This is a genomic window from Nocardia sp. SYP-A9097 (assembly GCF_009649815.1).
Lineage (GTDB): Bacteria > Actinomycetota > Actinomycetes > Mycobacteriales > Mycobacteriaceae > Nocardia.
Window position 1 is genome coordinate 1 of record NZ_WJIC01000017.1, and the last position, 24,571, is coordinate 24,571.

The window sequence follows — 24,571 nt, forward strand, 5'->3', positions numbered from 1 at the left end:
AGCGAGTCGATATCGACGAACACGCGCGTCGCCAGGCCCGGCAACAGATCCACGCGCGAACTCAACGCGAGCAGGTGCGCGCGCAGCACCGATTCCAGCTGCTTGGCGTGTCCGAAGGTGAACTCGCGCAACAATGTTCCCACCGTCGAGGGCGCGTACACCCCGGCGAACAGTTCGCCACAGCCGCCGCTACGCAGTAGATCGATGTCCCCGATACTGTCCGCGCCCGCGCACATCCCCGCGATCAGGGTGGCCAGTTTCGGTGCCGAGTTGGCTGATCCGGACTTGATTCGCGGCGAGCCGATCTCGACTTTCTCGGACAACAGGCTGGTCAGGCCGGTTTGCTCGGCCAAGGTCATCACCGGAACCAGCCCGGCCACCGACACGAGGTTGTCCTCATCAAAGCGTGCCGAGTCCTCGGCGAAGGTGTGGAACAATCGCACTGAAAGTGTCTTCCCGATCTGGTTCTGATTGTTGCGTGAGAACTCCAATCATCCCAGCTCAGAAGGCACTTTCACTATTTCAAATCACCCTACCCACCAGTTTCATCGGTGGATCGAGGCTTAGAGATGCCCAGGTGCGACGTCACGCGAGATACCTCGACGGCTCTTCGGGATGAACAGATCGATGACGCAGTCGGCCACGACAACTCCGACGAGGCCCGGTTCGACGTAGATAGGGTCGGAGACCACACGCCGGTCCGCTAGTTTCGAAATCCGTGCTCTCGGAGACTCTCTCCGAGAGCACGTGCGCTATTCCGATGATCTGCAACGCTTTTCAGTCGCAGTCAACTCCACGGGGAGGGTACGCCGGTGGGTCAGATGGCGGCACTCAGCGCGAGTTCCACATCCTTGATGACCTGTTCGCGGTCTTCCTGGCTGAGGGCGTTGCGCGGTGGTCGGGTCGGGCCGCCGTAGTAGCCGGCGACTTCTTGGGACAGCTTGATCGCCTGTACGAACGTGTGGGTCGTGTCCCACTGGAACGCCGGCTGCAGCTGCTGGTACAGCTTGCGTCCTTCGGCGACCTGGCCGGTGATGCCCAGCTCGTAGATCTTGGCGCAGATGCGCGGCATGGAGTTGGAGAAGCCGCCGATCCAGCCGACGGCGCCGAGCAGAGCCGCCTCGAAAATATTGTCATCGGCGCCGGACAACACGTCCAGGTTCGGTGCGAGGCGCTGAATGCTGGTAATGCGTCGGATGTCGCCGGAGAACTCCTTGACCGCGACGACATTCTCGATCTCCGCGATCCGGCTCAGTAACTCCGCAGTGAGGTCTACTCGCGTGTCGAACGGGTTGTTGTAGGCAACGATCGGGAGGCCGACCTCGGACAACGTCTCGTAGTGGTCGACGATCTCGTCGCTGTTGGCGCGGTAGGCGTTCGGAGGAAGGGCGAGCACCGCGTGCGCCCCAGCCTGCTGTGCCTGCTCGGTCCAGAGTCGCGATTCGGCCGAGCCGTAGGCGCCGACGCCGGGCACGACACTGAAGCCGGTCGGGGCTGCCTCCACTGCGAGTTCGACGACGCGCGCCCGCTCCTCGGCGGTGAGCACCTGGTACTCGCCGAGCGAGCCGTTGGGCGTGATGCCGTGTGCACCGTTCTCGGCGAGGAAGCGCACGTGCTCCTGGAAGCGGTCGTAGTCGACTGACAGATCGTCCTTGAACGGCAGCGTCGCTGCAACCACGATTCCGTGCCACGGTTTGGTAGTCATTTGGAACTCTCTCTTCTTCCTGGAACGTGTAACACGTAAGCGGTAATATTCTACTTTTAGCGGAAAGGGAGCGAACTGCGACGCCCGATTCCCGTCGGGTGCCGAGCTGCGGCGGGTCAGTGCAGCGTGATCCAGATCGTCTTGAGTTCGCTGTACTGGTCGAATGCTTCGATGCCCTTGTCGTGGCCGCCGAAGCCGGACAGTCCGAAGCCGCCGAAGGGGGTGGAGATGTCTCCTTCGCTGAACCCATTCACAGCGACCGTCCCCGCGCGGACCGAACGTGCTACGCGCAGTGCGACATTGATGTCTCGGGTCCATACGTTCGCCGCGAGACCGTAGACGGTGTCGTTGGCCAATGTGATGGCTTCTTCTTCGGTGTCGAATCCCAGGATCGCGACGACCGGTCCGAAGATCTCGTCACGGACGATGTCGTCGGTAGGGGAGACCTCGTCGACGACGGCCGGGGAGACGAAGTATCCGCCTGTCTCGTCGAGTACTCGCTCACCGCCGAAAACTTTGGCGCCCTTGGCTTTTGCCCCCTCCAGGTACCGCAGGACCCGGTCGCGTGCCGATGCTTCGATCAGCGGGCCGATCTCGGTGCTTCGATCGAGCGGGTCGCCCACCTTCCTGGCGGCGGCGAGTTCGGCCATCAGCTCGACGAATTCGGTCTTGATCGAATTGTGGACCAGGATGCGAGAGCCGGCCGAGCAATTCTGGCCACCATTCCAGAACGCGGCACCGGCGAGATCCTCGGCGACTGCGCGCAGGTCATCGGAGGCATCGGCGAACACGATCTGTGGGCTTTTGCCGCCCATCTCGAGGGCGATTTGCTTGAGGTTGCTGTCTGCGGCGTACTTGAGGAACAGCCTGCCCACTTCGGTGGAACCGGTGAAGGTCACTACGTCGACGTCGTTGTGCAGTCCGAGTGCCTTGCCCGCGACTTGCCCGAGACCTGGCACGACATTGAACACACCCTCGGGTATGCCGGCCTGGCTGGCGAGCTCGGCATACCGCAGGGCGCTGAGCGATGACTGCTCGGCCGGTTTGACCACGATCGAATTGCCGGCGGCGAGTGCGGGCGCGATCTTCCACGACAAGGTGTTCGACGGGAAGTTCCAGGGAACGACGACACCTACCACTCCGGCCGGCTCCCGGACGATGAATCCCAGGTTGTCCTGGCCCGTTGGTGAGACCTTGCCGAAGACTTTGTCGATGGCTTCGGCGTACCACCGTATGGTCAGCACAACATCTGGGATATCGAGATCTTCGCAATCGATGATGGGCTTGCCGGCGTCGATCGAGTCGATGAGCGCGAGTTCAGCGGTGTGCTGCTCGATCAGGTCGGCGAACCTGAGCAGGATCGCCTTACGCTCGGCGGGCGCGATGCGGCTCCAACTGCCCTCGGTGAAGGCCCGGCGCGCGGCAGCCACGGCGGTGTCGACGTCGCGCTCACTGCACGCGGCGACGTTGTTGAGGACCTGGCCGGTGGCGGGAGAGATATTGCCGAAGGTCTCACCACCCTCGGCATCGACGAACCGCCCGTCGATATATGCCTGTGTCCGTACGGTTTCGGGCAACGTGGCCTTCATGAATTCTGTCTCCAATCGGCAGATTGTCGTTCGAGGACGTTTGGTGCGTAAAGCTGGCGTGAGGGCGGAAAGGCCGCACTCGTTCAATTGGTAGACGGTAATCGGTAGTATTCTACTCTCGCGTGGCAGTGTCAATGCCCGCGGTCGACCGCGCCTCAGTCGCTGGTGAGGTGCTCGAGATGTTTGTGCATCAGCTGCGTCGTCACATGGCTGTCGCCGCCCATGAGGGCGTCGAGGATGGGGAGATGCTCTTCGGCGGACGCGGTGAGACCGCCGCGGGCACAAAGCTTCCGCAGTCCGTAGAGGCTTGTCTGGCCGCGCAGGTCGCCGACCACGGTGACCAGGCGACGGTTGCCCAAGAGGTCGAGCAGGCCGAGGTGGAAGTGCCGGTCGGCATCGAGATAGCCGATCAGGTCTCCATGCCTGGCGGCGGTGACGATGTCGGCGGCGACCGCGCTGAATTCGGCGTAGTGATCTTTTACCTGTGGGCTGCCGGTGAGCTCTTCCATGGCCGGGATTTCCAGCAGGACCCGCAGCTGGACGATATCCAGCCGGTCGGCAGCGCTCAGCGTGACCACCCGGAAGCCGCGGTTGCGAACCGCCTCTATCAGGCCTTGATGGACCAAGGTCAACATGGCATCTCGGACCGGAGTGGCCGAGACGCCGAGTTCGGCGGCCAGCCCCGGCGCCGAGTAGATTCCGCCGGGCTCGAGCTGCCCGGAGATGAGGCCCTCGCGGATAGCGGCGAGCGCTTGGTCGCGCAGGCTCGACCGTTTGATGTTCGACCTCGGCGTGAGCATGGACGACCTCCCGGTGTGATGCGGTCCTGCTGTGTCAGACGAAGTTCGCGCAGAATCGCTTTGTCTGCCTCTCGTCCGTAGCCGACTCCAGACCGTTCAGCTGGACGGTCGAAGTTGTCCGTCCATACGGCGGGGAATCGCCGTGTAGTTGTCTCGAAGCTCCTCGGGCAAGACAGCCTCGGGCGCGTTCTGGTAGGTGATTGGACGCAGGAACCGGCGGATCGCTGTCGCGCCGACCGACGTATGCAGTGAGTTCGTCGACGGCCAGGGGCCGCCGTGCGTCTGTGCCCAGGACACCGCGACGCCGGTTGGGAAGTTGTCGAAGAGGATGCGCCCGGCTCGGGTTGCGGCGATTCGCGTGAGTCGTGCGACGAGAGCGGCCTCATCGTTGTCGCTGACATGCAAAGTCGCGGTGAGTGACGGCGGGAAGGTGTCGAATACCCGGGTTGCCGCTGTCTCGGTCTGCTCCGCTTCGTAGCGGGCGATCACCGTGACGGGACCGAACACTTCGTGGATGAGTGAGTGGTCCAGGTCGGTGAACTGTGTTTCGAACAGCACCGGTGTCACTGCGAACCCGGCGTCAGGAGCGGCGGGTGCCTTGACGGTGTGCAGATGTCGCTCGAGCGTAGCGGTCTCGGCGGTATAGCTGGTGTAGGTGCGCTCATTGAGCAGGAGATGACCCTCGGTGGTGCCGAGTGCCGCGCGTGCGGCATGTACGAGACGGTCACCGTCGGGACCGGACGGAACCAGGACGAACCCGGGTTTGGTGCACAGTTGGCCCGAACCGGCGGTGAACGAGGCGACGAGGGCCGTGCCGATCTCGGCGCCGCGGTCTGCCGCGGCGCCCGGTGTCACGATGACCGGATTCAGGCTGCTCAGCTCGCCATAGAACGGGATCGGTACCGCGCGGCGGCCGATGATGTCGAGCAGCGCCTGCCCGCCGGTCAGAGACCCGGTGAAGCCGACAGCTGTGACTTGTGGGTGCGCGACCAGTCGGGCTCCTGCCTCGCGACCGAACACGATGGCGACCGCCGCCACCGGCGCCTGGCTATAGGCCAGTGCCGCCTGGATGACTTCGTAGGACAGTTGAGAGGTGGCGGGATGCGACTCGTGAGCCTTGATGACAACCGGGTTGCCGGCGGCGAGGGCGGAGGCGGTATCGCCGCCGAGCACCGAGAACGCGAATGGGAAGTTGCTGGCGCCGAAGACCGCGACGACCCCGAGGGGAGTGAGAATGCGCCGCAGATCGGGGCGCGGGCCCATAGGAGTGTCGGCGGCGGGATCGATGATCGCTTCGAGATAACTGCCTTCGCGGACCACATCGGCGAAGAACCGGAACTGGAAGGCGGTACGAGTCAGTTCGCCGGATAGTTTCGCTTCGCCGAAACCCGTCTCCCGCGAGGCGGTCTCGATCAATTCGTCACGGCGTCGTTCGACCTCTGCGGCGATGGTGTCCAGCAGTGTGGCGCGGTCGGAGCGGGCGAGCGCGGCGAAGGCGGCTGCCGAGTGGTGTGCGGCGTCCACCAGTCGGTCGAGCTGGTCGTCGGTGGTGGATTCGGTGACCGGTGGCAAGGCGGATCCGGTCCGGGGGTCGGTTCCTGCGATGGTGGTCATGGGTTCCTCATTCTCGTATTTGTTCTGTGCATGGATGCTGCGCCATCGTCACTACCAGCAAGATGGAATGTAACCGATAATATTCTACCTCTCCTGCGAGGCTCGACGCTGTGCGAGCGGGTGACCGCCTGACCTGCGGGTGGGGCTCGCGCGGACGACTTCTGCGGTAACGGCGATGTTTCGAAGACGTTCCATTTGGTTCGGCTATTGACTGTGGCTTTGGTAACTGTGAAAGTGGGCGGTAATCGACTACCGGTAGCCGACCAGATGTTATCGAGATGGGCCGCCGGAGCGATACATTGCAGGTCAAGCTAGGAGATTCACAGGATGACTGAGAACGACGACGCCAAATACCTGGCGACCCTCGGTTACAAGCAGCACCTCGATCGCACACTCGGATCCTTCTCGGCCTTCGCCACTGGATTCAGCGTGATCTCTATCCTCACCGGCTGTTTTCAGCTGTTCTTCTTCGCCTTCGGTTTCGCCGGTCCGAGCTTTCTGCTGACGTGGCCGGTGGTGCTGGTAGGCCAGTTCTGCCTGGCCCTGTGCTTCGCGGAGCTGGCCGCGCAGTACCCGTTCGCTGGATCGGTGTACGCGTGGAGCAAGAAGCTGGCGTCGCAATTCTTCGCATGGATGGCGGGCTATCTGACGATCGTCGCGCAAATCGTCACGGTGGCCGGTGTATCGGTGACTTGGCAGGTGCTGCTGCCCACGATCAGCCCGTGGTTCCAGTTCGTCGGCGACGGTACGGGCCAATACGATTTCTCCGGGAACGCAGTCGTGCTCGGAAGCACCCTGATCGTGATGTGTACGGTGATCAACCTGCTCGGCGTGAAATTGGTTGCGCTGGTCAACAACATCGGCGTGATCGTCGAACTCGTGTGTGTGGTGCTGCTTGTCGGACTGCTCGCACTACACGTGCAGCGCGGGCCGCAAGTGGTCTTCGAGACCAATGGCGCTGGGGGAGGCAGTGTTCCGGGCTACGTCGCGGCGTTACTCGCATCGTCGCTGCTGGCGATGAACGTGTTGTGGGCGTTCGATGGCGTGGGGTCGGTGTCGGAGGAAACGGTGGACCCGCGCCGCAAGACCCCGATCGCCATCCTGCGGGCCGTTGCCACGGCCGGGATCGGCGGCTTCGTGCTGATGCTCCTCGCGCTGATGGCCGTCGGTGACATCAAGGCGCAAGAACTGTCGATCTCCGGGCTGCCTTACGTAGTGACCAGCGTCCTCGGCGACTTCCTCGGCAAGCTGCTGCTCGTTGGTGTCACCATCGCCATCGGTGTGTGCGTTCTCGCGATCCAGACGGCCGCGGCCCGGCAATCGTTCGCGATGGCACGTGACAACCGGCTGCCGTACTCACGGTGGATCTCGCACGTGTCGCCGCGGACCAAAACCCCGGTGGTGCCGACAGTCTTCGTCGCGGTGTGCGCGATCGTGATTCTGGTGATCAATGTTTCGCAGCCGCAGTTGATCGTGACGTTGGCCAGTTTCGTTGTGGTCTTGGCCTACCTCGCGTACCTCATCGTCGGTGTGAGCTTGCTGGTCAAGCGCCTTGCCGGGCAGTGGAAGCCGCAGGCGAATTCCGATGGCGACAAGCACTTTTCGCTGGGTCGATGGGGAATTCCGGTGAACCTCATCGCCATCGCGATGGGAGTGTTCGGCGTGGTGAACCTCGTATGGCCCCGGCGCGAGGTCTACAACCCCGCGGCACCTTTCCATTGGTACTTGCAATGGGGTGGTGTGCTGGCATTGGTGCTCATCGTCGGCGGAGGCGCGGCGTGGTACTACCTCGTCCAGCGGCACAAAACAGGCGTCATCGCCGAGCATGCGGCGTCAGCCGGGAACTCGGCGCCTCTTAGTGAGGAGTCTGCTGCCGCGTTCGAGTAAGCGCACCGGTGTCGTCGCCTACACTGAGCGGTAACCCGTAGAATTTAACTGACCGACAGGGGTGGGCATGAGTATGGAGCAGCTCGAGCGGACGAGTCTACGGGATCAGGCGCTGGCAGTGATTCGGCAGAGACTGGTCACCGGGGAGATTGCGCCGGGTGAGATCTATTCGGCCTCGGCAATCGCATCGACGCTGGGAGTTTCCAACAGCCCCGTGCGGGAGGCGATGCTCGCGCTGGTTGAGCAGGGTCTGATGGAGCCGGTTCGTAACCGAGGGTTCCGGGTCGTTCCGCTATCGGCGGAGGATCGTCAGAACATCCATGACCTGCGGCTGATGCTGGAAGTTCCGGCTATGGGCAGGGTGGCGTCGGCGAAAGTGGTGAAGGCTCGTAAAGCGGAGTTCCAGGAGATGGTCGATTCGATCATCGCGAAGGAACGCAGCAGTGATTACGTCGGCTTTCTGGAATCGGATCGACAGTTTCACCTCGGCTTGCTGTCGTTGCTGAAGAATCCCTTTCTGACATCGATCGTCGGAAACCTCCGTGACCAGACGCGCCTGTTCGGGTTGCGAGAGCTGGGGGAGCACGGCCTGCTCGCGGCCTCCGCGCGTGAGCATCAGGGAATCCTCGACGCGATGGCGAAGGGGGATGCGAAGCTGACCGAGAAGTTGATGACCGAACATCTCGAGCGCATTCGGCAGCATCAATTCGGCGAGGACCCCACGCGGTAGCAAGACTGGAACGATCGGACGGGGCACTCGCGGCCGCGTCCACCGCCAGCGCTGGACGGCCGTCGCCGGACTTCGGTAATACTTTGCTGGACAACAATTTTCGCAACCGATCGATGGCGACCCGCCGCCCAGTCGGCGAGGCCGCCTTCGGTCGGCTCGAGCAAGCTGTCGCGTCGAATGCGGCAAACGACTCGCCTCGCGTGTGCCGGAGTCGGTTGAGTAATCGTCGAGGGCTCACGGGCATCATTCTGAATTGCCCGTTCAGATTGGGTTGCGGGTGATGTGTCACCGGTAATATACTACCTAGACTCCGGCTGTGGGCGACTTGCTCGCCCGGGAGTCGGCTTGTGGTAGGTGAGGCGGCACCCGTCGTTGTCGGAACACTGTCGAACCGCGAACTGCGGCTGCACTGCTTGCCTTCCCGATATGGCGCAGTCGCCGCCATTTTTCTCCTCGCCGCCGACTGTCCGAACCACCCGACAGGCGCCGGAGACCATGATCGGAAAGGGAATCAGATGAAGATCGTAGGTATCGACGTCTACGACTATCCGGTGCGTTACGCGCACGGGGAGTATGTGATGTCCGGAGGCCGCGCGGCCGTGTACCAGGTCGGAACATTGGTGCGCGTCCGAACCGATGAAGGACTGGATGGGTGGGGCGAGATCACCCCGTTGGGCAGCACGTATCTGCCGACCTCGCCGGACGCCGTCCGGGCCGGCATCGCCGAGCTCGCTCCTCGGCTGGTGGGCGCGGATCCGACCAATATCTCCGCCATCAACCGCTTGATGGACGAGGTCCTGCTGGGCCAGGGCTACGCGAAGAGCGCTCTCGACATCGCCAGCTGGGACATTTTCGGCAAATCGGTCGGGCGCCCGGTCGCGGCATTGCTCGGCGGGGTGTTGCAGGATGACTTCCCGCTCTATGAGGCCGTACCGCTCGCAGCGCCGGCGGCAATGGCCGAATTCATTACCGAGCGCCGCAAAACGGGCATCAACCGCTTTCAACTCAAAGTCGGCAATCGGCCTGCCGAGGATATCGCGCGAACGCGTGCCTGTGCCGAGGCCGGTGATGACGACACCGTCGTGATCGCAGACTCCAACGGGGGCTGGAATCTGCTGGACGCCCAAATAGCGATTGGCGGGATGGAGGGCCTGCCCATCTATGTGGAGCAGCCCTGCCGCACCACTCGGGACAGCATCCTCGCCCACCGCAATTCCAGGCTTCCGCTGGTGCTCGACGAGTCGATCACCAACTCGAACGAGCTGTTCGAGGCCAAGTATGAGGCGGGAGCTGCCTCGGTCAACATCAAGATCAGCCGTGTGGGTGGCCTGACCAAGGCGGCGCGCATGCGCGATCTCATGCAGGAACTGAACCTGATGGTGTCGATGGAAGACATGTGGGGCGGTGACGTGATCAGCGCCGCGGTCAGCCATTTGGCCGCAAGTACGCGACCGGAGAACCTGCTGAACGTCTCCTTCTTCAACGACTGGACCGACGGCCACGTCGCGGGGTACCAGCCGCGTTCGCAAAATGGCCGCGGGTCGGCCCCCAGCGCGCCAGGCCTGGGCATCACCGTGGATCACAGCGCGCTGACCCCCCCGATCTTTACCACCGGCTGATCGAAGGCGTGGGGTGCTCGTCCAGTCTGCGAGCCAAAGTCCTCGGCAGTACCGCAGAAAGCGGATCGATCAAAAGGAGTGTCGTGAATATTATCGACGGTAAAACAGTTCATCCGACCGGCGACTCCGAGCGATTCATCGTGGACCCCGCTACCGGTGACGAAATCGCCCGTGTACGTGACTCCTCGGACAGGGACGTCGCTGCCGCTGTTTCCGCCGCCTCCGCCGCTTTCGATGGTTGGTCACGGCGGACACCTGCCAACCGGCATGCGCTCCTGCATCGGCTCGCCGACTTGCTCGAGCAGCACAGCGAAGAGTTTTTGAAGCTAGAGGTCGCCAATGTGGGCAAGCCGATTGCCGCGTTCCGCGAGGAATTCGGTGACTGTGTGGATGGGATTCGCCTCGGTGCTGCCGCGGGCCGCAACCTCACGACTCCAGCGGCGACCGAGTATCTCGAGGGGGTTACCTCGGCGTTCCGCCGCGAGCCCATCGGTGTTGTCGGCGCGATCACGCCGTGGAACTATCCTTTGCTCCAGGCGATCGCCAAGATCATTCCCGCGCTGGCTGTGGGCAACACGATGGTGATCAAGCCGTCCGAGCTGACACCGTTGAGCACGGTCCGTTTTGTCGAACTCGCCAATGAGGTGCTTCCGCCCGGAGTGCTGAATGTTGTGATCGGCGACGGCACCGGTACCGGGGCCGCGTTGACGAGAAATCCAGCGGTCGGCATCGTCAGTTTCACCGGTTCGGTCGTCGGCGGCCAAGCCGTCGCACTATCGGCTGCGCTCGGCCTGCGCAAGGCGATCATGGAATTGGGTGGCAACGCTCCCGCCGTCGTATTCGCAGATGCGGATGTGCCGCGTGCGGCATCGCTGCTGGCCGCGTCCGGCCTTTTCAACGCCGGGCAGGAATGCATGGCCTCGAGCCGACTGCTGATTCACCAATCCGTCCGAGATGAGTTTGTCGAGGCTTTGCTCGCCGAGATCGGTGCGGTTCGGTTGGGTAGTACCTTCGACGAGGCGACCACCCTTGGGCCGCTGATTTCTCAGAAACAGCTCGACCGTGCGGTCGGCTTCCTGGACCGGTTGCCCTCGAGTGCCCAGATCCTCTGCGGAGGCAGCCGGGCGGACCGGGGTGGCTACTTTCTGGAACCCACGGTCGTCACGGGCCTCGGCCACGAGGACGAGATCATTCAGAACGAGGTGTTCGCACCGATCCTGACCGTTCAGACCTTCTCCGATGACGATGAGGCGCTGACCCTGGCCAACGGCACCGAGTACGGGCTATCGGCATCGGTATGGTCCTCGAATTCGGGACGCACGAGCCGGTTCGCCCGTGATCTGAAGGCAGGCATGGTGTGGATCAACGAACATCTGAAATTCGGTCCGGACTGTGCTGTCAACGGATTCGGCGCCTCGGGCTTCGGCATCGAAAACGGCCTGCTCGGTGCGACGGAATTTACCCGCCTCAAACACGTTCTGACCAGCCAGCATTAACCGCTCTTGAATGCGAGCGGACGGAATCGGGCGCTCGAATCTTTCCCGGGCACACCCGAACCCGCGCTTATCGAGAAAGGCAGGAGCAGGATGACGACGTCCGGCACGTGGCGCAATTGGGGACGAAACCAATTCTGCCAACCACATACAATCGCGAAACCGAACTCTCCGGAGGAAGTCGCGGCCGAAGTCGCAGCGGCGGTACGCGCCGGCCGAAACGTGCGGGCCGCGGGCTCCGGACATTCCATCATGCCGATCGTGTCCACTGACGGACTGCTGATCGACCTGAGCGGGTTGACTGGGGTGACAAGCATCGACCGCGATACCGGACGTGCTCTCATCCGCGCCGGGACACCGCTGTCACAACTCGGCGCTCCGCTCTGGGAAGCCGGACTGTCGTTGTCCAACCAGGGCGACATCGATGTACAGACGATCAGCGGTGCGACCATTACGGGAACGAAGGGTTCGGGTGTCGAACTCACCAACCTGGCTGCCGCCATCACGAAGATTCAGCTCGTCAATGGTGAGGGCGAGCTGGTTGTGGTCTCCGGCGGCGACGAACTTGCCGCCGCGCAGGTGTCACTCGGTCTGCTGGGCGTCCTCACCCAGCTCGAGATCCAGCTGCGGCCGCGGTATTTCCTGCGGGAACGCAACGCCGCATTTCATCTGCATGACCTGCTGGATCGATGGGATGAACTCAAAGCCGGTTACCGGCATTTCTCGTTCTGGTGGATGCCCAACGAGCGGGCACACGCGCTGTACGGCTTCGACCCTGTACCTGCTGATCATGGCTGGGTCAAGCTACTCGAGGAGGTCGAAATCGATGACTCCTACGACGTTCGCCACCTCCCCGAGGGTCGCATCGGCCGCAGCTATCTGGTGTACCCGGACACCTCGACCGATCCGACATTCCACGAACTCGAGTACATGGTCGACGCCGCACGCGACAAGGAGGCATTCCTGGCTCTGCGCGATCTGATGCTCACGCGATATCCGGACGTGGACTCGCCCATCCAGATTCGATGGCAGAAGCGCGACAGTGCTTGGCTGTCCGCCCAATACGAGCGAGACAGTGTCTCGGTCTCCGTATCGGGTGTTATCGGAACCAATTACCTCCCCTTCTTCGGCGAGGTCGAGGCCCTGATGAAATCCCTTGGCGCGCGGCCGCACTGGGGAAAATGGAATGCCTACACTCGCGAGGACATGGCAGCGGCATATCCGCGGTGGGCCGATTTCCAGCAACTACGGAAGCGGTTCGACCCTCAGGATGCGTTCACCAACACGTACTTTCGCGGTCTGCTCCAGCCCTAGCGCCGTGCCGCCCCGCGCTCGCCGAGTGCGGCGTACTGCGCGACGGTGACGATCAGGCGGGCAGTGATATGCCGAGCGCGTCGGCGAAGACCCGGATCATGTTCTGAACGCCGATCTCGTTGCGGCCGATAGGCGTATGGTCGTGTCGGCCTTGGCGAACGCCTTCCCCGCACTGCGGGAGGGTGCGCGATGCCCTCCACGACCGCGGTTGCGGGTTCGGTGATCCCGGCCATATCCGCTGCCAGCCGGTCCAGGAACTCGCCCGCCGCGCGTTGCGCTGCCGCTGTCCGCACTGATATCGGACACAAACCGCCCGGCACTTCGCCCGCGAGCACTTGCTAGTCACCGGCGGGCTACTCGCGCTGTTGGTGGTAGCCGACGGCCACCTTTTCCAGGCTGTCGGCGAGCTCGGCCAGTTGACTTGGGGTGAGCAGGTCGATGAACAGTTGCCGGACGGCGGTGACGTGTCCAGGGGCGGCGCGTTGCAGCATTGTCCGTCCCGCATCGGTCAGGCAGGCATAGATGGAACGTACATCGGTGGGGCAAGTGCGGCGGCGGACCAGTCCGGCCTTCTCCAATTGGTTGATCTGGTAGGTGAGGCCGCTCTTGGAGTTGAGCAGTGCATCGGCCAGCACAGTCATCCGCAGTTCGGCCTCGGGCGCCTGGTTGAGCCGGACGAGGATCTCGTATTGCAGGTGAGACAGGCCCATTTCCTCTTTGAGCTGGTGGTCCACCTGCCGGTTCACCAGTGCGGTTGCAGCCAGGAACGCCTTCCAGGCCCGCATCTCATCAGCATCCAGCCACCGAGGTTGATTCATAGTCCCAGGTTACGTCAGGTTGTTCAAATTTGAAATCAAGCGTAGCGTCAAAACGGTCGAGTTCAAATTTGAACATCTCCGGTGGGAAGTCGAGGTGTGACCCATGACCGCCGCCCCCGAGCGCATGCCCGCGCTCTATGTATCCCACGGTGCGCCGCCGCTGGCGGACGACCCGATCTGGCCCGGCCAACTTGCCGCCTGGTCCGCCGAATTGCCCCGGCCGACGGCGATTCTGATGATTTCCGCGCATTGGGAGGCCGCGCCGCTGGCCCTCGGGGCGACCACCACGGTGCCGCTGGTCTACGATTTCGGCGGCTTTCCGGAGCGCTACTACCAGGTGCAGTACCCGGCGCCCGGCGCGCCGGGGCTGGCGCACCGGGTTCGCACGCTGCTCGCCGCTGCCGGCATTCCGATCCGGGATGTGCCCGCACGCGGCCTGGACCATGGCGCCTATGTCCCGCTGGCCGAGATGTTCCCCGCCGCCGACCTGCCGGTCCTGCAGATCTCCATGCCGACACTGAACCCGCGGGCCCTGATGGATATCGGTGCGAAGCTCGCGCCGCTGCGGGAGGAGGGCGTCCTGATCGTCGGCAGCGGCTTCTTCACCCATAATCTGCGAGCGCTGAATCCGGAGAACCGGGTGGCCACGGCGATGTCGGAATTCGACGACTGGGGGCGGGAGGTTCTGGCCGCCCACGACATCGACGCGTTGCTGGACTTCCAGCACAAGGCCCCGGCTGCCGCGGTGGCGCATCCGCGCACCGAGCATTTCGCGCCCTTGTTCGTGACTCTCGGTGCGGCACAAGACGATCTGGACGCACAGCGCACCATGATCGACGGCTTCTGGCTCGGTATGGCCAAACGATCCATTCAAATCGGCTGACCACTCGGTCGCTCCTCCAGCACGCATGTCTCCAGGAAGAAGGATTCTGATGTCTACAGCACCCTCGGCCGCACCTGCGAGCCAGGAAGCGTCGTCGGCCCGGCGCGAAAGCACAACCGCCTACCGAGCATCGGTGCACTCCTCCGACGTGGGCCTGCTCGTGCTGCGGCTCGCCGTCGGACTGACAATGGCTGCCCACGGCACGCAGAAGCTGTTCGGCTGGTTCGGCGGCGGCGGGCTCACCGGAACCGCCGAATTCTTCACCGCCAGCGGCTATCCGTCCGGCCACGCGATGGCCGTGGTGGCCGGGCTCACCGAAACCTTCGGCGGATTGGGCCTTGCACTCGGGTTGCTGACCCCGCTGGCGGGCGCCGCCTTGCTGGGCACGCTGATCAACGCCATCGCTGTCAAAGAGGGCGGCGGTTTCTTCGCCCCGAAGGGCATCGAATACGAGCTGCTACTCGCGGCGGCTGCCGCCGGTCTCGCCTTGACCGGCCCGGGCCGCTACGCCGTGGACGTGCTCCTGCCTGTGCTGCGCAGTCACCGCCTGGTGTACGGGTTCGCCGCCGTGCTGCTTGCCGTCGTCCTCGCCGGAGCTGTTCTGCTGGTACGTAATTGACGATCCCGCCGGTCCGGCGGTGGGATTGCTCAGGACGGTCGAGGGCTCGGTGCGAGGAAATACCGCACCGTGCGCTCGTGCCACTCTTCTGAACAACCCCGCCGCGGTGGCGCCGCACCGGACCCGTTCGTGAGCTGTCCGGCCGCTGCGCTGTCAGGTGGTCCGTCGGGCGACCACGGCCTCGGCGACGGGACGAGCGCTGGCGGGGTTCTGACCGGCTATCATGCTGCCGTACTGGGCGACATAGGGCTGGAACGGCTTTGCCGTGTGGCTGTAGTTCGCGCCACGCTTCCGCAGCGCGTCCTGTAGATCGAAGGGGACGGCGTCCTCGCGCCGCGCCGCTTCCTCTTCCGGCCAGGAATAGCCGGTGACATTCCTGTTCTCGAGCAGCGGGCGGCCTTGTGCGAGTGTGACATTCAGCAATGCGGCCGGGCCGTGGCAGACTGCCGAGACGATGCGCCCGCTGTCATGGAATCGGGCGGTGAGTGCGGCTAACTCTGTGCCGCCGAAGTCGAACATCGCACCGTGGCCGCCGGTGAGGTAGCACGTATTCACGGGTATTGGTGGCGATGATCAGAATCTTGTCGATGCTCATTGCGATCGCCTCTCCTTGGATATGGTGGGCCGGGTTCAGGCCCGGGGTCCGAACATGTAGGCATTGGCGACGTCGATCAGGGTTGCGCCCTGGTAGTCAGGGAAGCGTTCGGTGATCGCCTTCTTGTAGGCGTCGCCGTCATCGCCGAGCAGTTCGCGGGCGGCCTCGAGGTAGGCCGTGAGGTCAGCCCACACCTCGGGACCGGTGGGTTCGCCGTGGCCGGGAAGGATGGTGTCGTAATTCTTCGCGGCGAAGCGATCGACATTCGCCTGCCAGCCGTCGAAATCCTTGTCCAGCAACCACAAATGGGTGTGGTTGTACACCGCGTCCTGAGCCACCAGCACGTCCTGGTCGGGAAGTTCGATAACGAGGGTGGTGTGGATTTCGCCGCCGGTGACCCGATCGAACACGAAGGTGATCCCGTCGATGATCTCTGTTCCGGGACTGATCTCGATGGTCGGAGTGACCTCGGCGACCGGAATCGGCGTCCCGGTGGGCAGATCCGTTTTGTCGCCGGTGGCCACGATCTCGGCGATGGTTTCCGGTAGCGCGTGCACCGGGACACCGAAGCGGGCCGCACCCTGGTAGTGATCGGGGTGGGCGTGACTGACGATCAGGCGGTCGAGCGGCTTGCCCAACCCTCGGGCGTAGGCAGCCACCTCATCGGCGTATGCCAGCACGAACTGCGCGTCGACCGCGATGATCCGCGCGGGAGTCTCGATCAGCTGCGTATTGACCTCCAGGCCGTCCGCGGGGGACGCGTAGCTGTGGATTCGTACCTGACCCTTATCGATGACGGTGATGGTGCCCTTCATGGCCTTCTCCTTCATTGGTCTTGTTCGCCGACCGGCGGACAACTCCATATTCAGCGGAAACGCGATGATGATCGAGGTACGCTGCGGACTACCCATGGTCTGTAGGAGACACAAGGATTGGATCGACCGATGCGGGAGACCGGATTTCCCCGAATCGAGTTCCACCCGCCCACCGGGGATACCGTCGGGGTGGAAGTGATGAGCATGGCGGCATTCCGCGATCGCATCCGTAACTGGCCATGGCATGTCTCCACACCCCATCGCACCGAATTCCACACGCTGATATCGGTCACCGCGGGCACCCTGCGGCATCGGGTCGACTTCACCGGATATTGGGTGGCCCCGGGTTCCTGGCTCTGGATCCGCCCCGGCCAGGTCTACCAGTGGCAGAACCCCGAGCAGGTGGCGGCCACCATGATCCTGTTCCGTGCGGATTTCCTCGCCCCGGACACGGTCACCCTGCTAGGCCCGGAAACCGCGTTTCCGATGCCGTTGCTGACCCCCGAGGCAGTCGACCTGCATGCGCTGACGACGGCCTGTGCCCAACTGGCAGAACAGTTTTCACACCCAGGCAGGCTCCCGCCGCAAGTGCACGCCGCGGTGCTGCATCGTCTACTCGACGTGATCCTCTTGCGACTGGCCTACCTACCGGGCGACGCCGAGCTCGCAGCACCGCTGCCCGAGCCCTACCTCCTCTTCCGTGAAGCGGTGGAGCAGGGCTTTCGCCGAACCCATCGCGTCGAGGACTACGCCCGCGACCTGAACTTCTCGGTACGCACACTTACTCGCAGCACCCAGACAGCCGCCGGGATAAGTGCCAAGGATCTCATCGACCGGCGACTGGTCCTCGAGGCGAAACGCCTACTCGCCCATGGCACCGAACCCGCGGCGACCATTGCTGCCCACCTCGGTTTCGCCAGCGCCACCCACTTCGGCAAGTTCTTCCACCGCCATACCGGCCTGAACCCCATCGAGTTCCGCGCCACCCAGCAGCCTCTGGGGCCCGCCGATCAGCTGGCCTAGGCGTACAAGGCTTTCGCATGGTCACCATAGCCGTGGCTGCGCGGGCGCTGACACGCCACAACTACTGTCCGACTTGAAGATACGTAGCACGGACGAGCTTACCGTGTGTTGCGCAACATAATTCGAACAAATGATACGGAAATACGAAGCGGCGATGCATATTAAGATTCCGCAGATGCCTCGTATTCTGTGATATGCACCATTCCGGCGGCATCGATCCTGGGCGAATGCGAGCTGTTCATCCTGCTGCCGCGAACCGTTAGCTGCTGGTCTGACCAGCTCGGCGAGCGAGTGCTACTCGCTCGCCACACCAAGGTAGGCGCCGAGGTTCTCCTCGAGCTCATCCACGCCGATCTGTCCGATGAGCGCGGCGAACTGAGGTAGCCGGGCCTGGAATCCCGGCCAGTTGACGTCGGTGAGCTCCGACCAAGAAGCTCGCAGGTCCTCCTCCGGGGGCAGGGTCGCCCGATTGATCTGCTTCTTGGCGCCGATGACAGCGGCCTTGTCGTATAAGGCGATTCGCGCCGCCAGGGTGTTCACGAAGTCGTCGAGTTCGGCGTCGGGGAGGGTTCGGGTGACCCAGCCGTAGCGTTCGGCGCGTTCGGCGTCGTAGTCCTGGCCGGTGAGGATGGCTTCGAACGCACGATCACGTCCGATCAGCCGGGGCAGGCGATCCGCGCCGCCACCGCCGGGGATCAGGCCGGTGGGAACCTCGAGCTGACCGAAGGTTGCGTGTTCGCGGCTGGCATAGCGCAGGTCGAAGGCGAGAGCGAGTTCGTCGCCGCCGCCCCTGGTACGGCCCCGAATGGCCGCGATAGTGACGAACGGTGCACTCGTCAGACGGGTGACGAGTTCGATCCAGGTCGGCGACGAGTCGGCGTTCTTCAAGCTGAGAAGTTCGGTCATCTGAGCCAGATCGGCGTGGTTGAAGAAGTATCCGGGTGTGTTGCTGTCGAAGATGACCACCCGGACCTGCTCGTCGCGGCTCAGCTCATCGAGGACTTCGAGGAGCTGAGCTACGGTGTCCGCGCCGACGACGTTCACCGGCGGATTCGAGAAGGTGACTCGGCGGATATTCGGTGCCACGGTGTGGATGCTGAACTGCTGTGTCATGGTGTGCTCCCATGCTGAAGTGGATGTATTCCGTACGGGGAGAGCTGTTTCCGGCCAGTGTCGTCAGTCTTCGAGGAAGGTGGCTACCTGGACCGCGAACGCTTCGGCGTGCTGGAACAGAAAGGCGTGACCGGCGTCGCTGTATCCGATCAGGGTGGCGCTGCCGGTGTTCTCGGCGGCGGTGTAGGACACCACGGCGGGTGTCATGGCATCGTGCAGGCCGGTGGCGTACAGGACCGGCTGTTCGATCTTTCTCAAATCAGTCAGCACCTGGTCGAACGGGATCGCCGCGTTCTCTCCGATCGCGGTGAGATGGCCCTTGCCCGAGGCCTCGGATACACCGGGATCGGTGGCCGACCGGGCGGCGATCCTGGCCAGATATTCGTGTCCGGCGGTGCGACCGGCGTCTGTTTCGGGGAAGAACAGGTACACCAGGTCCTCGCCGGTGACCTCCGGCTTGGTCATGGTGGCGAAGATCTTCGGGTTCGGTGCGGGTGCGCCGGGCGTCTGACCGCCGGGATTGCTTGATGCCAACACCAGTTTGCGGACCAGTTCGGGTCGCCGCAGTGCCACTCGCTGAGCCACGGTGCCGCCCAGTGTCCAACCGAGTAGATTGACCAGGGTCAGCCCGAGGGCTTCGATGAATTCGATTGCGCCCTCGGCGAATCCGTCGAGCGAGTCTCGCGGTTCACCGGTGGTGTAGCCGATGCCGACATTGTCGAACACGATCACGTCGTGGTCGGCGGCCAGGTGGTCCAGCAACTCTGGGTCCCACGAGTCGATGGTTGCGCGGACACGGTTGAGCAGGACCAGCGGGATGCCGCCCTGCGGACCGAGACGCCGGTAGGTGAACGCGGCGGAAGGGCCGTTCACGATCAGGTTCTCAGCGGTGTCCGACAGATAGATGCTCATGATGAGCGTCGCTTTCTATTGCAGTGGGGTGGGTGAAAGGCTCAGGCGGGCAGCCGGTTGAGTTTGCGCAGCTGCTGATCGAACAGGCGGGCGGGCACGTACCGGCGCATGGTGCTGACGCTGGCGGTCCTGCCGACGGGGTAGCGCAGTTTCGGCTTGGTGTCGGTAGCCGCGGCGACGATCGCCTTGGCGACGACGGCGGGGTCGTCGCCCTCCTTGACCGCCTCGGTCATGTACTCCTCGAAGACCTGTCGGCGCTCGGCATAGACGTCCAGAGGCTGGTCGGGTCGCACGCTGTTCGTATCGAAAGCCGTTGTGGTCCAGGCAGGTTCGACAAGCAGGGCGCGCAGGCCGAATTCGCGGATCTCGTGGTCGAGCGATTCGGTGTAACCCTCGACCGCGTACTTGGAGGCGGCGTAGACGGCCATGTAGGGCTGCGGCATGATGCCGACGACCGAGGAGATGTTGACGATGCGCCCGCTGCCCTGAGCGCGCAGGTACGGTAGCACCGCGTTGGTCATACGGATGACGCCGAAGACGTTGATATCGAAGAGATTTCGCGCCTGCTCCGCCGAGCTTTCCTCGGCCGCGCCCGCCGAACCGATTCCGGCGTTGTTGACCAGTACGTCGATTCGGCCGTACCGCGTGATCACGCCCGCGACGAGCGTGTCGACCGATTCGTCGCTGGTGACGTCGAGGTTGAGGAAGGTCACACCGTCGGGCGGGGTGAGGTTCGCGGTGTTGCGGCCGGTCCCGAGTACCTGGAATCCGGCATCCACCAGGGCGAGGGCGGCGGATTTTCCGATGCCGGAGGATGCGCCGGTGACGAGGGCTACGGGGCGTGATGTGATCATTCTCAGCTCCTGAAAGTTGGGGTTTGCTTGTGCTGTAACGAGATTCGTGCGTCGTATGCAGGACCGGCCGGTGTGAGCCGGCTAGCTGCTCGCGACGGTGTGGGGGTAGAGGACCGACGGGTCGGCGGCGAGCCCGGCTTTGACCTGGCGGGTCAGGTCGTCGACGAGGACTTCGAGGGCGTCAGCTTCGATTCCGTCCAGGGCCTGCGTGGCAACGTCCTGCGGGGAGTTCTTGGGGACGTCGATGCCCGCTGTCAGATCGGTGTCGACGTAGCCGACATGCAGTCCGGTAACGGTGATTCCGCGCGGCCGCAGTGCGAGTCGGAGCGCGTTGGTCTGCGACCAGAGTGCCGCCTTGGATGCGCCGTAGCCGTCGGTGCCCGGGCTCGAGAACCACGACAGCGCCGAGTGAATGGTGAGGATGTGCCCGCCTCCATTGCTTTGCAGGACCGGGGCGAGGGCGCGGGTAACGTACAGCGGCCCGTAGAAATTGATCTCGAACTCGCGTCGGATGTCGTCGATCGGCGAGTCGAGGAACGAGGAGCCGAGCGCGGTCCCGGCGTTGTTGAGCAGGATCGTCACGTCCGGCGCTTGCTCGGCCAGAGCCGCGGCGGCATCAGGGTCGGTGAGCTCGAGTGCGAGCGGAATCACGTCCGGATGGGTGATGGTCAGGGGATCGCGGGCGGTGGCGTAGACCTTGCTCGCGCCGCGTGCGAAAAGCTCGTCTACCAGTGCCTTGCCGATGCCGCGACTGCCGCCGGTGACGAGTGCTACCGAATCTTTGATGCTGGTCATAGTCCCAATCCCTTCGAGGAAACCGATCTGTTTCCACAAGAGTAAACAGATCGGTTTCCAAAACGCAAGGGAATGGCTAATCTGAGATCTATGACCGACCCGACACCGCCCGTGGCACCCCCCGGCGTCGCCTCCACCCGCGACCGGTTGCTCGACACCGCCGCGCAGTTGTTCTACGAACAGGGTGTCCATATCGGCGTCGACGCACTGTGCAAAGCCGCCGGCGTCTCCAAACGCTCGATGTACAAACTGTTCGACAGCAAGGACGACCTGGTCGCCGCTAGCCTGGAACGCATCGCACCCGGATACCAGGCGGCCCTGCTCCCGGCCGACGATGACAATCGGTCGCCGCGCGAGCGGATCCTGCACGTCTTCGAACGATTGGAATACCTGGAACCGGTCCAGGATTTTCGCGGCTGCCCCTATGTCGCGGCCGCGGTGCAGCTCAAGTCGCCCGAACACCCGGCGAGCGTGATCGCCCGACGACAGAAGGACGGGCTCACCTCGTACTTCCAGTACGAGGCCGAGCGCGGCGGTGCGCACGACGCCGTCCAACTCGCTCGCCAACTGACCCTGGTCTTCGACGGAGCCAGTGTCCGGTCGGTCGTGCAAGCACACGATCTCGACGGGCTCGCCATCGCGACGGCCACCGCACTCCTCGATGCCGCCGGTGTCGAGGAGTCCGCGCCGGCCGTCACGCTCTGAGGCGAGTTCTCTTCGTTAACGCCCAGCTACGAGCACGGTGGCGAGGGTCGTATATTCTCTCGCGAGCCGATCGAGTCTGTGCTCGAGGCAAGAGGCCGACGTCTCGGCAGTGGTCTGCAAATTCTTGATGTTGCAGAGCTCCGCGCCCACTTCGGCTATCCGATCGATGAGCGATCCGAGGGTTTCGCCCCGCATGACCTGAATGTCCCCGGGCTCCAGCACGTGGACCTCGACCCAGAGGTCGATGATCCGGATGATCCTCGCCACCCGCAAACGGGCATCGCCCGCGAATTCGTCCTCCTGAGTTTGTAAACAGATATGGGCCAGCTCGCCGGCCCATAGTGCGAGCGTATGTTGTTCTCGCGCAGTAGATCTGGTTGCCGATCCGAGTACCGCGTCCAAAATCTCCTGCACCTGCGGCAGCTCGGCAGGTTGCGAAGCATGATGGGACACCGCGCGCTGACGGGTACGCGCGATCTCCACGACGCCGACGAGGTTCAGTCGCCGATCCCACGAGCGAGAGGTGGGGCGTTGCATGGGGCACCTCCTGGTAAGGCGCCCGGCGCGGCTACCAGGCACGGTGAATTGGATTGCCGCGCGAGAGATCTGGTGAAGCCGCCGTACTCGTCAGGGCAGTGACGGTATCGGCTCGGCGACTGCCACGCCGGGTGCGCTTCCAGCTTGCCCGGGCGTTCACGCTCAGCCAAGCGCGGTAACCGACCCGAAAGTCGCACACTTCCGCTACTTCCCATTGCCGCCCACTCCGAGGCCACTGGCGCAGAGGATGATTCGGATCGACGGACGGCCACATGGTTTGCCACGCAGCCGGCCGAGTCTGTATCTCGCTCGGCCACAGTGCAATCCGTACCAGACGGCGATGGTCGCATCTCCCGCGCGGCTTGGGTACGGCGATCAGGGGGTCAGCGAGGCTTTCTCGCGACTGGACGGCACGGTAGGCCCGGCCAGCTCAAACCGAGCAGCCAGCACCCAGGGTGGTCATGAATCAGAATCAGCGACCGCTGCCACAACCTGGTTTCAATCACGAGAGGTAGTCCCGTATTTCGAGCACGGGGCTGGTTGCCTTCCGGGTCACGACCTCGTCGAAGGGGACGCATGCCGATGGATGGGGTCTATCCAGGGGACGGCGGTCGGCTCTTCGGTCGGTTCGATGTCGAGATTGACAACGACCGCTTCGCTATCGCTGCGCACCAGAACGCATTCGAGTGGCTCGTCGGTGCTGGCGTTGATTTCTTGGTGGGGGACCCACGGTGGGACGAAGATGAAGTCGCCGGGGTCTGCTTCGGCGACGAATTCGAGGTGTTCGCCCCACCGCATGCGCGCGCGGCCACGGACCACGTAGATGACGCTCTCCAGCGCTCCGTGGTGATGTGCGCCGGTCCTGGCGTTCGGGTGGATCGTGACCGTACCCGCCCAGATCTGCTGTGCGCCTACGCGCGCGGCGTCGATCGCGGCCGCACGGGTCATTCCCGGCGTTTGGGTCGTGTTCGAGTCGAGTTGATCGGCTTTGATGACACGCACGCCATTGTCTCTCCAGTTCCCCGGCGAATCCGGCTGTGGCTCATCCACTGTCACGTAAAATCCCTTCGGTTGACTGGTTTGCAATGCTGCCGCCGATCTGGTCCGCCAATTCCGCAACGGTGATCAGAGTGTCTGTGCACGTGGTCATTACGCGACTCCTTGCAGTGGACTACCGGTCACCGAACGGTAGTGCGTGGTGATCGCCTCGACGGCGGTCAGTTCGATGCCGGGACCGAGTCCGCGCCGGGCGACCAGGCGAATATCGATACAGCCCATCGGCGGCAAATCCACCACCTCCACCAGGCCGCGAGGGACGGCGGCGTGGAAGGGTAGTAGCGCGATTCCCAGGCCGGCCTGTGCGGCGGCCATGACGCCGTCGAGGTTGCCGGATTCGGCGGTGACCGAGACGCTGTACCCCAGTTCGGTCAGACGGTGCAGCGCTCGTTTGCGCAATCCGCACGGTTCATCGAAGGCGACCAGCGAGATCGGACCGACGGGGGACAACTGCCAACCCGGCGCGGCGACCCAACGCAGTGGGAGTTCACCGACCTCCGCGCCGATGGGTTCGACATTGCCGCCGAGTACCACCGCGAGGTCGAGTGCGCCCCGGGTGACCGATTCGGTGAGGCTGGTCGATCGGTCGATCCGAAAGTGCAGGTACACATCGGGATAGGCACCGCGGAGCACACCGAGCAGTTCCGGCAGCAGGCCGTCGGCCGCGTGCTCGGTGGACCCGATGGTGAGCCGGTTCGGATCGGCCGCGACGAATCGCTCCAGCAGCTTGTCGTGTGCGGCGAGCAAGGCGCGCGCCTCCACGATGAATCGTTCGCCGTCGGCGGTGAAACGTATACTGCGGCCGTCCTTTTCGACCAAGGTGCGCTTCAATCTCCGCTCCAGCAGTCGCATGTGCTGGCTGACGGTCGGCTGACTCAGATGCAAGGCGTCGGCAGCTCGCCGGAATCCGCCGGTGTCGGCGATGGCCACCAGGGTCTGTAGATGCAACAAGTCCAAGGGATCCGCCATACCGCCCACCTGTCTCCGCCTCGACGTTCGGATAGGACAACGCAACTACATTCCGCCCGCGCTGCGGACCCTTTGAATCTGTGAGATTGGAACGGGCTGTTCGCGGGGGGCTTCCGGCGATCGGCT

The 24,571-nt window shown here is 63.7% G+C and carries 23 protein-coding genes and 2 pseudogenes; 9 read left to right on the plus strand and 16 right to left on the minus strand.

All coding sequences use genetic code 11. The features are described 5' to 3' along the window. From GFY24_RS27925 to GFY24_RS27945, 5 genes and pseudogenes are all read right to left on the minus strand, one after another. Nucleotides 1-443 (minus strand): annotated as a pseudogene (locus GFY24_RS27925) (IS1380 family transposase); the annotation flags it as partial. Nucleotides 444-817: 374 nt separating this feature from the next. Further along, complete coding sequence (locus GFY24_RS27930) at nt 818-1,705, minus strand: dihydrodipicolinate synthase family protein (RefSeq protein ID WP_153808098.1); 888 nt, start codon at nt 1,703-1,705, stop codon at nt 818-820. Between the two features lie 116 nt (nt 1,706-1,821). Then, nucleotides 1,822-3,294, minus strand: a complete 1,473-nt coding sequence (locus GFY24_RS27935; protein ID WP_153808099.1) for an aldehyde dehydrogenase — start codon at nt 3,292-3,294, stop codon at nt 1,822-1,824. Between the two features lie 155 nt (nt 3,295-3,449). Further along, nucleotides 3,450-4,094, minus strand: a complete 645-nt coding sequence (locus GFY24_RS27940; RefSeq protein ID WP_153808100.1) for a GntR family transcriptional regulator — start codon at nt 4,092-4,094, stop codon at nt 3,450-3,452. A 96-nt stretch (nt 4,095-4,190) separates the two neighbouring features. Then, nucleotides 4,191-5,708, minus strand: a complete 1,518-nt coding sequence (locus GFY24_RS27945; RefSeq protein ID WP_153808101.1) for an aldehyde dehydrogenase (NADP(+)) — start codon at nt 5,706-5,708, stop codon at nt 4,191-4,193. 327 nt (nt 5,709-6,035) lie between these two features. Here GFY24_RS27945 and GFY24_RS27950 point away from each other — a divergent pair, with 327 nt between their 5' ends. The 5 genes from GFY24_RS27950 to GFY24_RS27970 all read left to right on the plus strand — a co-directional run bounded on the left by GFY24_RS27950 (nt 6,036) and on the right by GFY24_RS27970 (nt 12,751). Continuing rightward, nucleotides 6,036-7,595, plus strand: a complete 1,560-nt coding sequence (locus tag GFY24_RS27950; RefSeq protein ID WP_153808102.1) for an APC family permease — start codon at nt 6,036-6,038, stop codon at nt 7,593-7,595. Nucleotides 7,596-7,662: 67 nt separating this feature from the next. Continuing rightward, nucleotides 7,663-8,325 carry a GntR family transcriptional regulator gene (locus GFY24_RS27955; RefSeq protein ID WP_153808103.1) on the plus strand — a complete coding sequence of 221 codons (663 nt, stop codon included), beginning with the start codon at nt 7,663-7,665 and terminating at the stop codon, nt 8,323-8,325. 347 nt (nt 8,326-8,672) lie between these two features. Beyond that, the gene (locus GFY24_RS27960; protein WP_309231435.1) at nt 8,673-9,944 is read left to right on the plus strand and encodes a mandelate racemase/muconate lactonizing enzyme family protein; all 1,272 of its coding nucleotides are present in this window, start codon (nt 8,673-8,675) and stop codon (nt 9,942-9,944) included. A gap of 83 nt (nt 9,945-10,027) precedes the next feature. Continuing rightward, nucleotides 10,028-11,440, plus strand: a complete 1,413-nt coding sequence (locus GFY24_RS27965) for an aldehyde dehydrogenase family protein (protein ID WP_309231436.1) — start codon at nt 10,028-10,030, stop codon at nt 11,438-11,440. A 90-nt stretch (nt 11,441-11,530) separates the two neighbouring features. Next, nucleotides 11,531-12,751: a D-arabinono-1,4-lactone oxidase gene (locus GFY24_RS27970; RefSeq protein WP_153808104.1), complete on the plus strand. Its 1,221-nt coding sequence runs from the start codon at nt 11,531-11,533 to the stop codon at nt 12,749-12,751. Nucleotides 12,752-12,803: 52 nt separating this feature from the next. Here the strand turns inward: GFY24_RS27970 and GFY24_RS42325 are convergent. Next, nucleotides 12,804-12,932 (minus strand): annotated as a pseudogene (locus GFY24_RS42325) ((2Fe-2S)-binding protein); the annotation flags it as partial. A 172-nt stretch (nt 12,933-13,104) separates the two neighbouring features. After that, entirely contained in the window at nt 13,105-13,569 is a 465-nt protein-coding gene (locus tag GFY24_RS27975) for a MarR family winged helix-turn-helix transcriptional regulator (RefSeq protein ID WP_153808105.1), read from the minus strand. 103 nt (nt 13,570-13,672) lie between these two features. Between GFY24_RS27975 and GFY24_RS27980 the strand changes: the two genes are divergently transcribed. Beyond that, complete coding sequence (locus tag GFY24_RS27980; protein WP_153808106.1) at nt 13,673-14,452, plus strand: dioxygenase; 780 nt, start codon at nt 13,673-13,675, stop codon at nt 14,450-14,452. Between the two features lie 49 nt (nt 14,453-14,501). Continuing rightward, nucleotides 14,502-15,071 (plus strand): DoxX family protein, encoded by a 570-nt coding sequence (locus GFY24_RS27985; protein WP_153808107.1) that lies wholly within the window; start codon nt 14,502-14,504, stop codon nt 15,069-15,071. A gap of 153 nt (nt 15,072-15,224) precedes the next feature. Here GFY24_RS27985 and GFY24_RS27990 read toward each other — a convergent pair whose 3' ends face one another. Together GFY24_RS27990 and GFY24_RS27995 are read right to left on the minus strand one after the other, a co-directional pair. Further along, nucleotides 15,225-15,626: a type 1 glutamine amidotransferase domain-containing protein gene (locus GFY24_RS27990; RefSeq protein ID WP_153808108.1), complete on the minus strand. Its 402-nt coding sequence runs from the start codon at nt 15,624-15,626 to the stop codon at nt 15,225-15,227. A 75-nt stretch (nt 15,627-15,701) separates the two neighbouring features. Then, complete coding sequence (locus GFY24_RS27995) at nt 15,702-16,481, minus strand: MBL fold metallo-hydrolase (RefSeq protein ID WP_153808109.1); 780 nt, start codon at nt 16,479-16,481, stop codon at nt 15,702-15,704. A 129-nt stretch (nt 16,482-16,610) separates the two neighbouring features. Here GFY24_RS27995 and GFY24_RS28000 point away from each other — a divergent pair, with 129 nt between their 5' ends. After that, nucleotides 16,611-17,504 carry an AraC family transcriptional regulator gene (locus GFY24_RS28000; RefSeq protein ID WP_153808110.1) on the plus strand — a complete coding sequence of 298 codons (894 nt, stop codon included), beginning with the start codon at nt 16,611-16,613 and terminating at the stop codon, nt 17,502-17,504. A gap of 294 nt (nt 17,505-17,798) precedes the next feature. Here GFY24_RS28000 and GFY24_RS28005 read toward each other — a convergent pair whose 3' ends face one another. From GFY24_RS28005 to GFY24_RS28020, 4 genes are all read right to left on the minus strand, one after another. Next, entirely contained in the window at nt 17,799-18,617 is an 819-nt protein-coding gene (locus GFY24_RS28005) for an enoyl-CoA hydratase/isomerase family protein (RefSeq protein WP_153808111.1), read from the minus strand. A gap of 63 nt (nt 18,618-18,680) precedes the next feature. Further along, nucleotides 18,681-19,529 carry an alpha/beta fold hydrolase gene (locus GFY24_RS28010; RefSeq protein ID WP_153808112.1) on the minus strand — a complete coding sequence of 283 codons (849 nt, stop codon included), beginning with the start codon at nt 19,527-19,529 and terminating at the stop codon, nt 18,681-18,683. Between the two features lie 41 nt (nt 19,530-19,570). Continuing rightward, nucleotides 19,571-20,383, minus strand: coding sequence for an oxidoreductase (locus tag GFY24_RS28015; RefSeq protein ID WP_153808113.1), 813 nt, complete (start codon nt 20,381-20,383; stop codon nt 19,571-19,573). A gap of 81 nt (nt 20,384-20,464) precedes the next feature. After that, complete coding sequence (locus GFY24_RS28020) at nt 20,465-21,178, minus strand: SDR family oxidoreductase (protein WP_153808114.1); 714 nt, start codon at nt 21,176-21,178, stop codon at nt 20,465-20,467. A 90-nt stretch (nt 21,179-21,268) separates the two neighbouring features. Between GFY24_RS28020 and GFY24_RS28025 the strand changes: the two genes are divergently transcribed. Further along, nucleotides 21,269-21,883 (plus strand): TetR/AcrR family transcriptional regulator, encoded by a 615-nt coding sequence (locus tag GFY24_RS28025; RefSeq protein ID WP_153808115.1) that lies wholly within the window; start codon nt 21,269-21,271, stop codon nt 21,881-21,883. Nucleotides 21,884-21,898: 15 nt separating this feature from the next. Here GFY24_RS28025 and GFY24_RS28030 read toward each other — a convergent pair whose 3' ends face one another. The 3 genes from GFY24_RS28030 to GFY24_RS28040 form a co-directional block, all read right to left on the minus strand. Continuing rightward, on the minus strand, nt 21,899-22,420 hold the full coding sequence (locus tag GFY24_RS28030) for a hypothetical protein (RefSeq protein WP_153808116.1): 522 nt from the start codon (nt 22,418-22,420) through the stop codon (nt 21,899-21,901). A gap of 552 nt (nt 22,421-22,972) precedes the next feature. Beyond that, a complete protein-coding gene (locus GFY24_RS28035) occupies nt 22,973-23,506 on the minus strand; it encodes a cupin domain-containing protein (protein ID WP_153808117.1) in 534 nt (177 codons plus the stop codon). 63 nt (nt 23,507-23,569) lie between these two features. Beyond that, nucleotides 23,570-24,445: a LysR family transcriptional regulator gene (locus GFY24_RS28040; RefSeq protein ID WP_153808118.1), complete on the minus strand. Its 876-nt coding sequence runs from the start codon at nt 24,443-24,445 to the stop codon at nt 23,570-23,572. Nucleotides 24,446-24,571: the final 126 nt, after the last annotated feature.

Bases quoted from the DNA above. Each gene is read 5' to 3' on its own strand.
- GFY24_RS28015 (WP_153808113.1), bottom strand. From the start codon at position 20,383: ATGATCACATCACGCCCCGTAGCCCTCGTCACCGGCGCATCCTCCGGC.
- GFY24_RS28000 (WP_153808110.1), top strand. From the start codon at position 16,611: ATGCGGGAGACCGGATTTCCCCGAATCGAGTTCCACCCGCCCACCGGG.
- GFY24_RS27955 (WP_153808103.1), top strand. From the start codon at position 7,663: ATGAGTATGGAGCAGCTCGAGCGGACGAGTCTACGGGATCAGGCGCTG.
- GFY24_RS27930 (WP_153808098.1), bottom strand. From the start codon at position 1,705: ATGACTACCAAACCGTGGCACGGAATCGTGGTTGCAGCGACGCTGCCG.
- GFY24_RS27945 (WP_153808101.1), bottom strand. From the start codon at position 5,708: ATGACCACCATCGCAGGAACCGACCCCCGGACCGGATCCGCCTTGCCA.
- GFY24_RS28005 (WP_153808111.1), bottom strand. From the start codon at position 18,617: ATGACACAGCAGTTCAGCATCCACACCGTGGCACCGAATATCCGCCGA.
- GFY24_RS28020 (WP_153808114.1), bottom strand. From the start codon at position 21,178: ATGACCAGCATCAAAGATTCGGTAGCACTCGTCACCGGCGGCAGTCGC.
- GFY24_RS28010 (WP_153808112.1), bottom strand. From the start codon at position 19,529: ATGAGCATCTATCTGTCGGACACCGCTGAGAACCTGATCGTGAACGGC.
- GFY24_RS27940 (WP_153808100.1), bottom strand. From the start codon at position 4,094: ATGCTCACGCCGAGGTCGAACATCAAACGGTCGAGCCTGCGCGACCAA.
- GFY24_RS28040 (WP_153808118.1), bottom strand. From the start codon at position 24,445: ATGGCGGATCCCTTGGACTTGTTGCATCTACAGACCCTGGTGGCCATC.
- GFY24_RS28030 (WP_153808116.1), bottom strand. From the start codon at position 22,420: ATGCAACGCCCCACCTCTCGCTCGTGGGATCGGCGACTGAACCTCGTC.
- GFY24_RS27935 (WP_153808099.1), bottom strand. From the start codon at position 3,294: ATGAAGGCCACGTTGCCCGAAACCGTACGGACACAGGCATATATCGAC.
- GFY24_RS27950 (WP_153808102.1), top strand. From the start codon at position 6,036: ATGACTGAGAACGACGACGCCAAATACCTGGCGACCCTCGGTTACAAG.
- GFY24_RS28025 (WP_153808115.1), top strand. From the start codon at position 21,269: ATGACCGACCCGACACCGCCCGTGGCACCCCCCGGCGTCGCCTCCACC.
- GFY24_RS27985 (WP_153808107.1), top strand. From the start codon at position 14,502: ATGTCTACAGCACCCTCGGCCGCACCTGCGAGCCAGGAAGCGTCGTCG.
- GFY24_RS27975 (WP_153808105.1), bottom strand. From the start codon at position 13,569: ATGAATCAACCTCGGTGGCTGGATGCTGATGAGATGCGGGCCTGGAAG.
- GFY24_RS27970 (WP_153808104.1), top strand. From the start codon at position 11,531: ATGACGACGTCCGGCACGTGGCGCAATTGGGGACGAAACCAATTCTGC.
- GFY24_RS27995 (WP_153808109.1), bottom strand. From the start codon at position 16,481: ATGAAGGGCACCATCACCGTCATCGATAAGGGTCAGGTACGAATCCAC.
- GFY24_RS27980 (WP_153808106.1), top strand. From the start codon at position 13,673: ATGACCGCCGCCCCCGAGCGCATGCCCGCGCTCTATGTATCCCACGGT.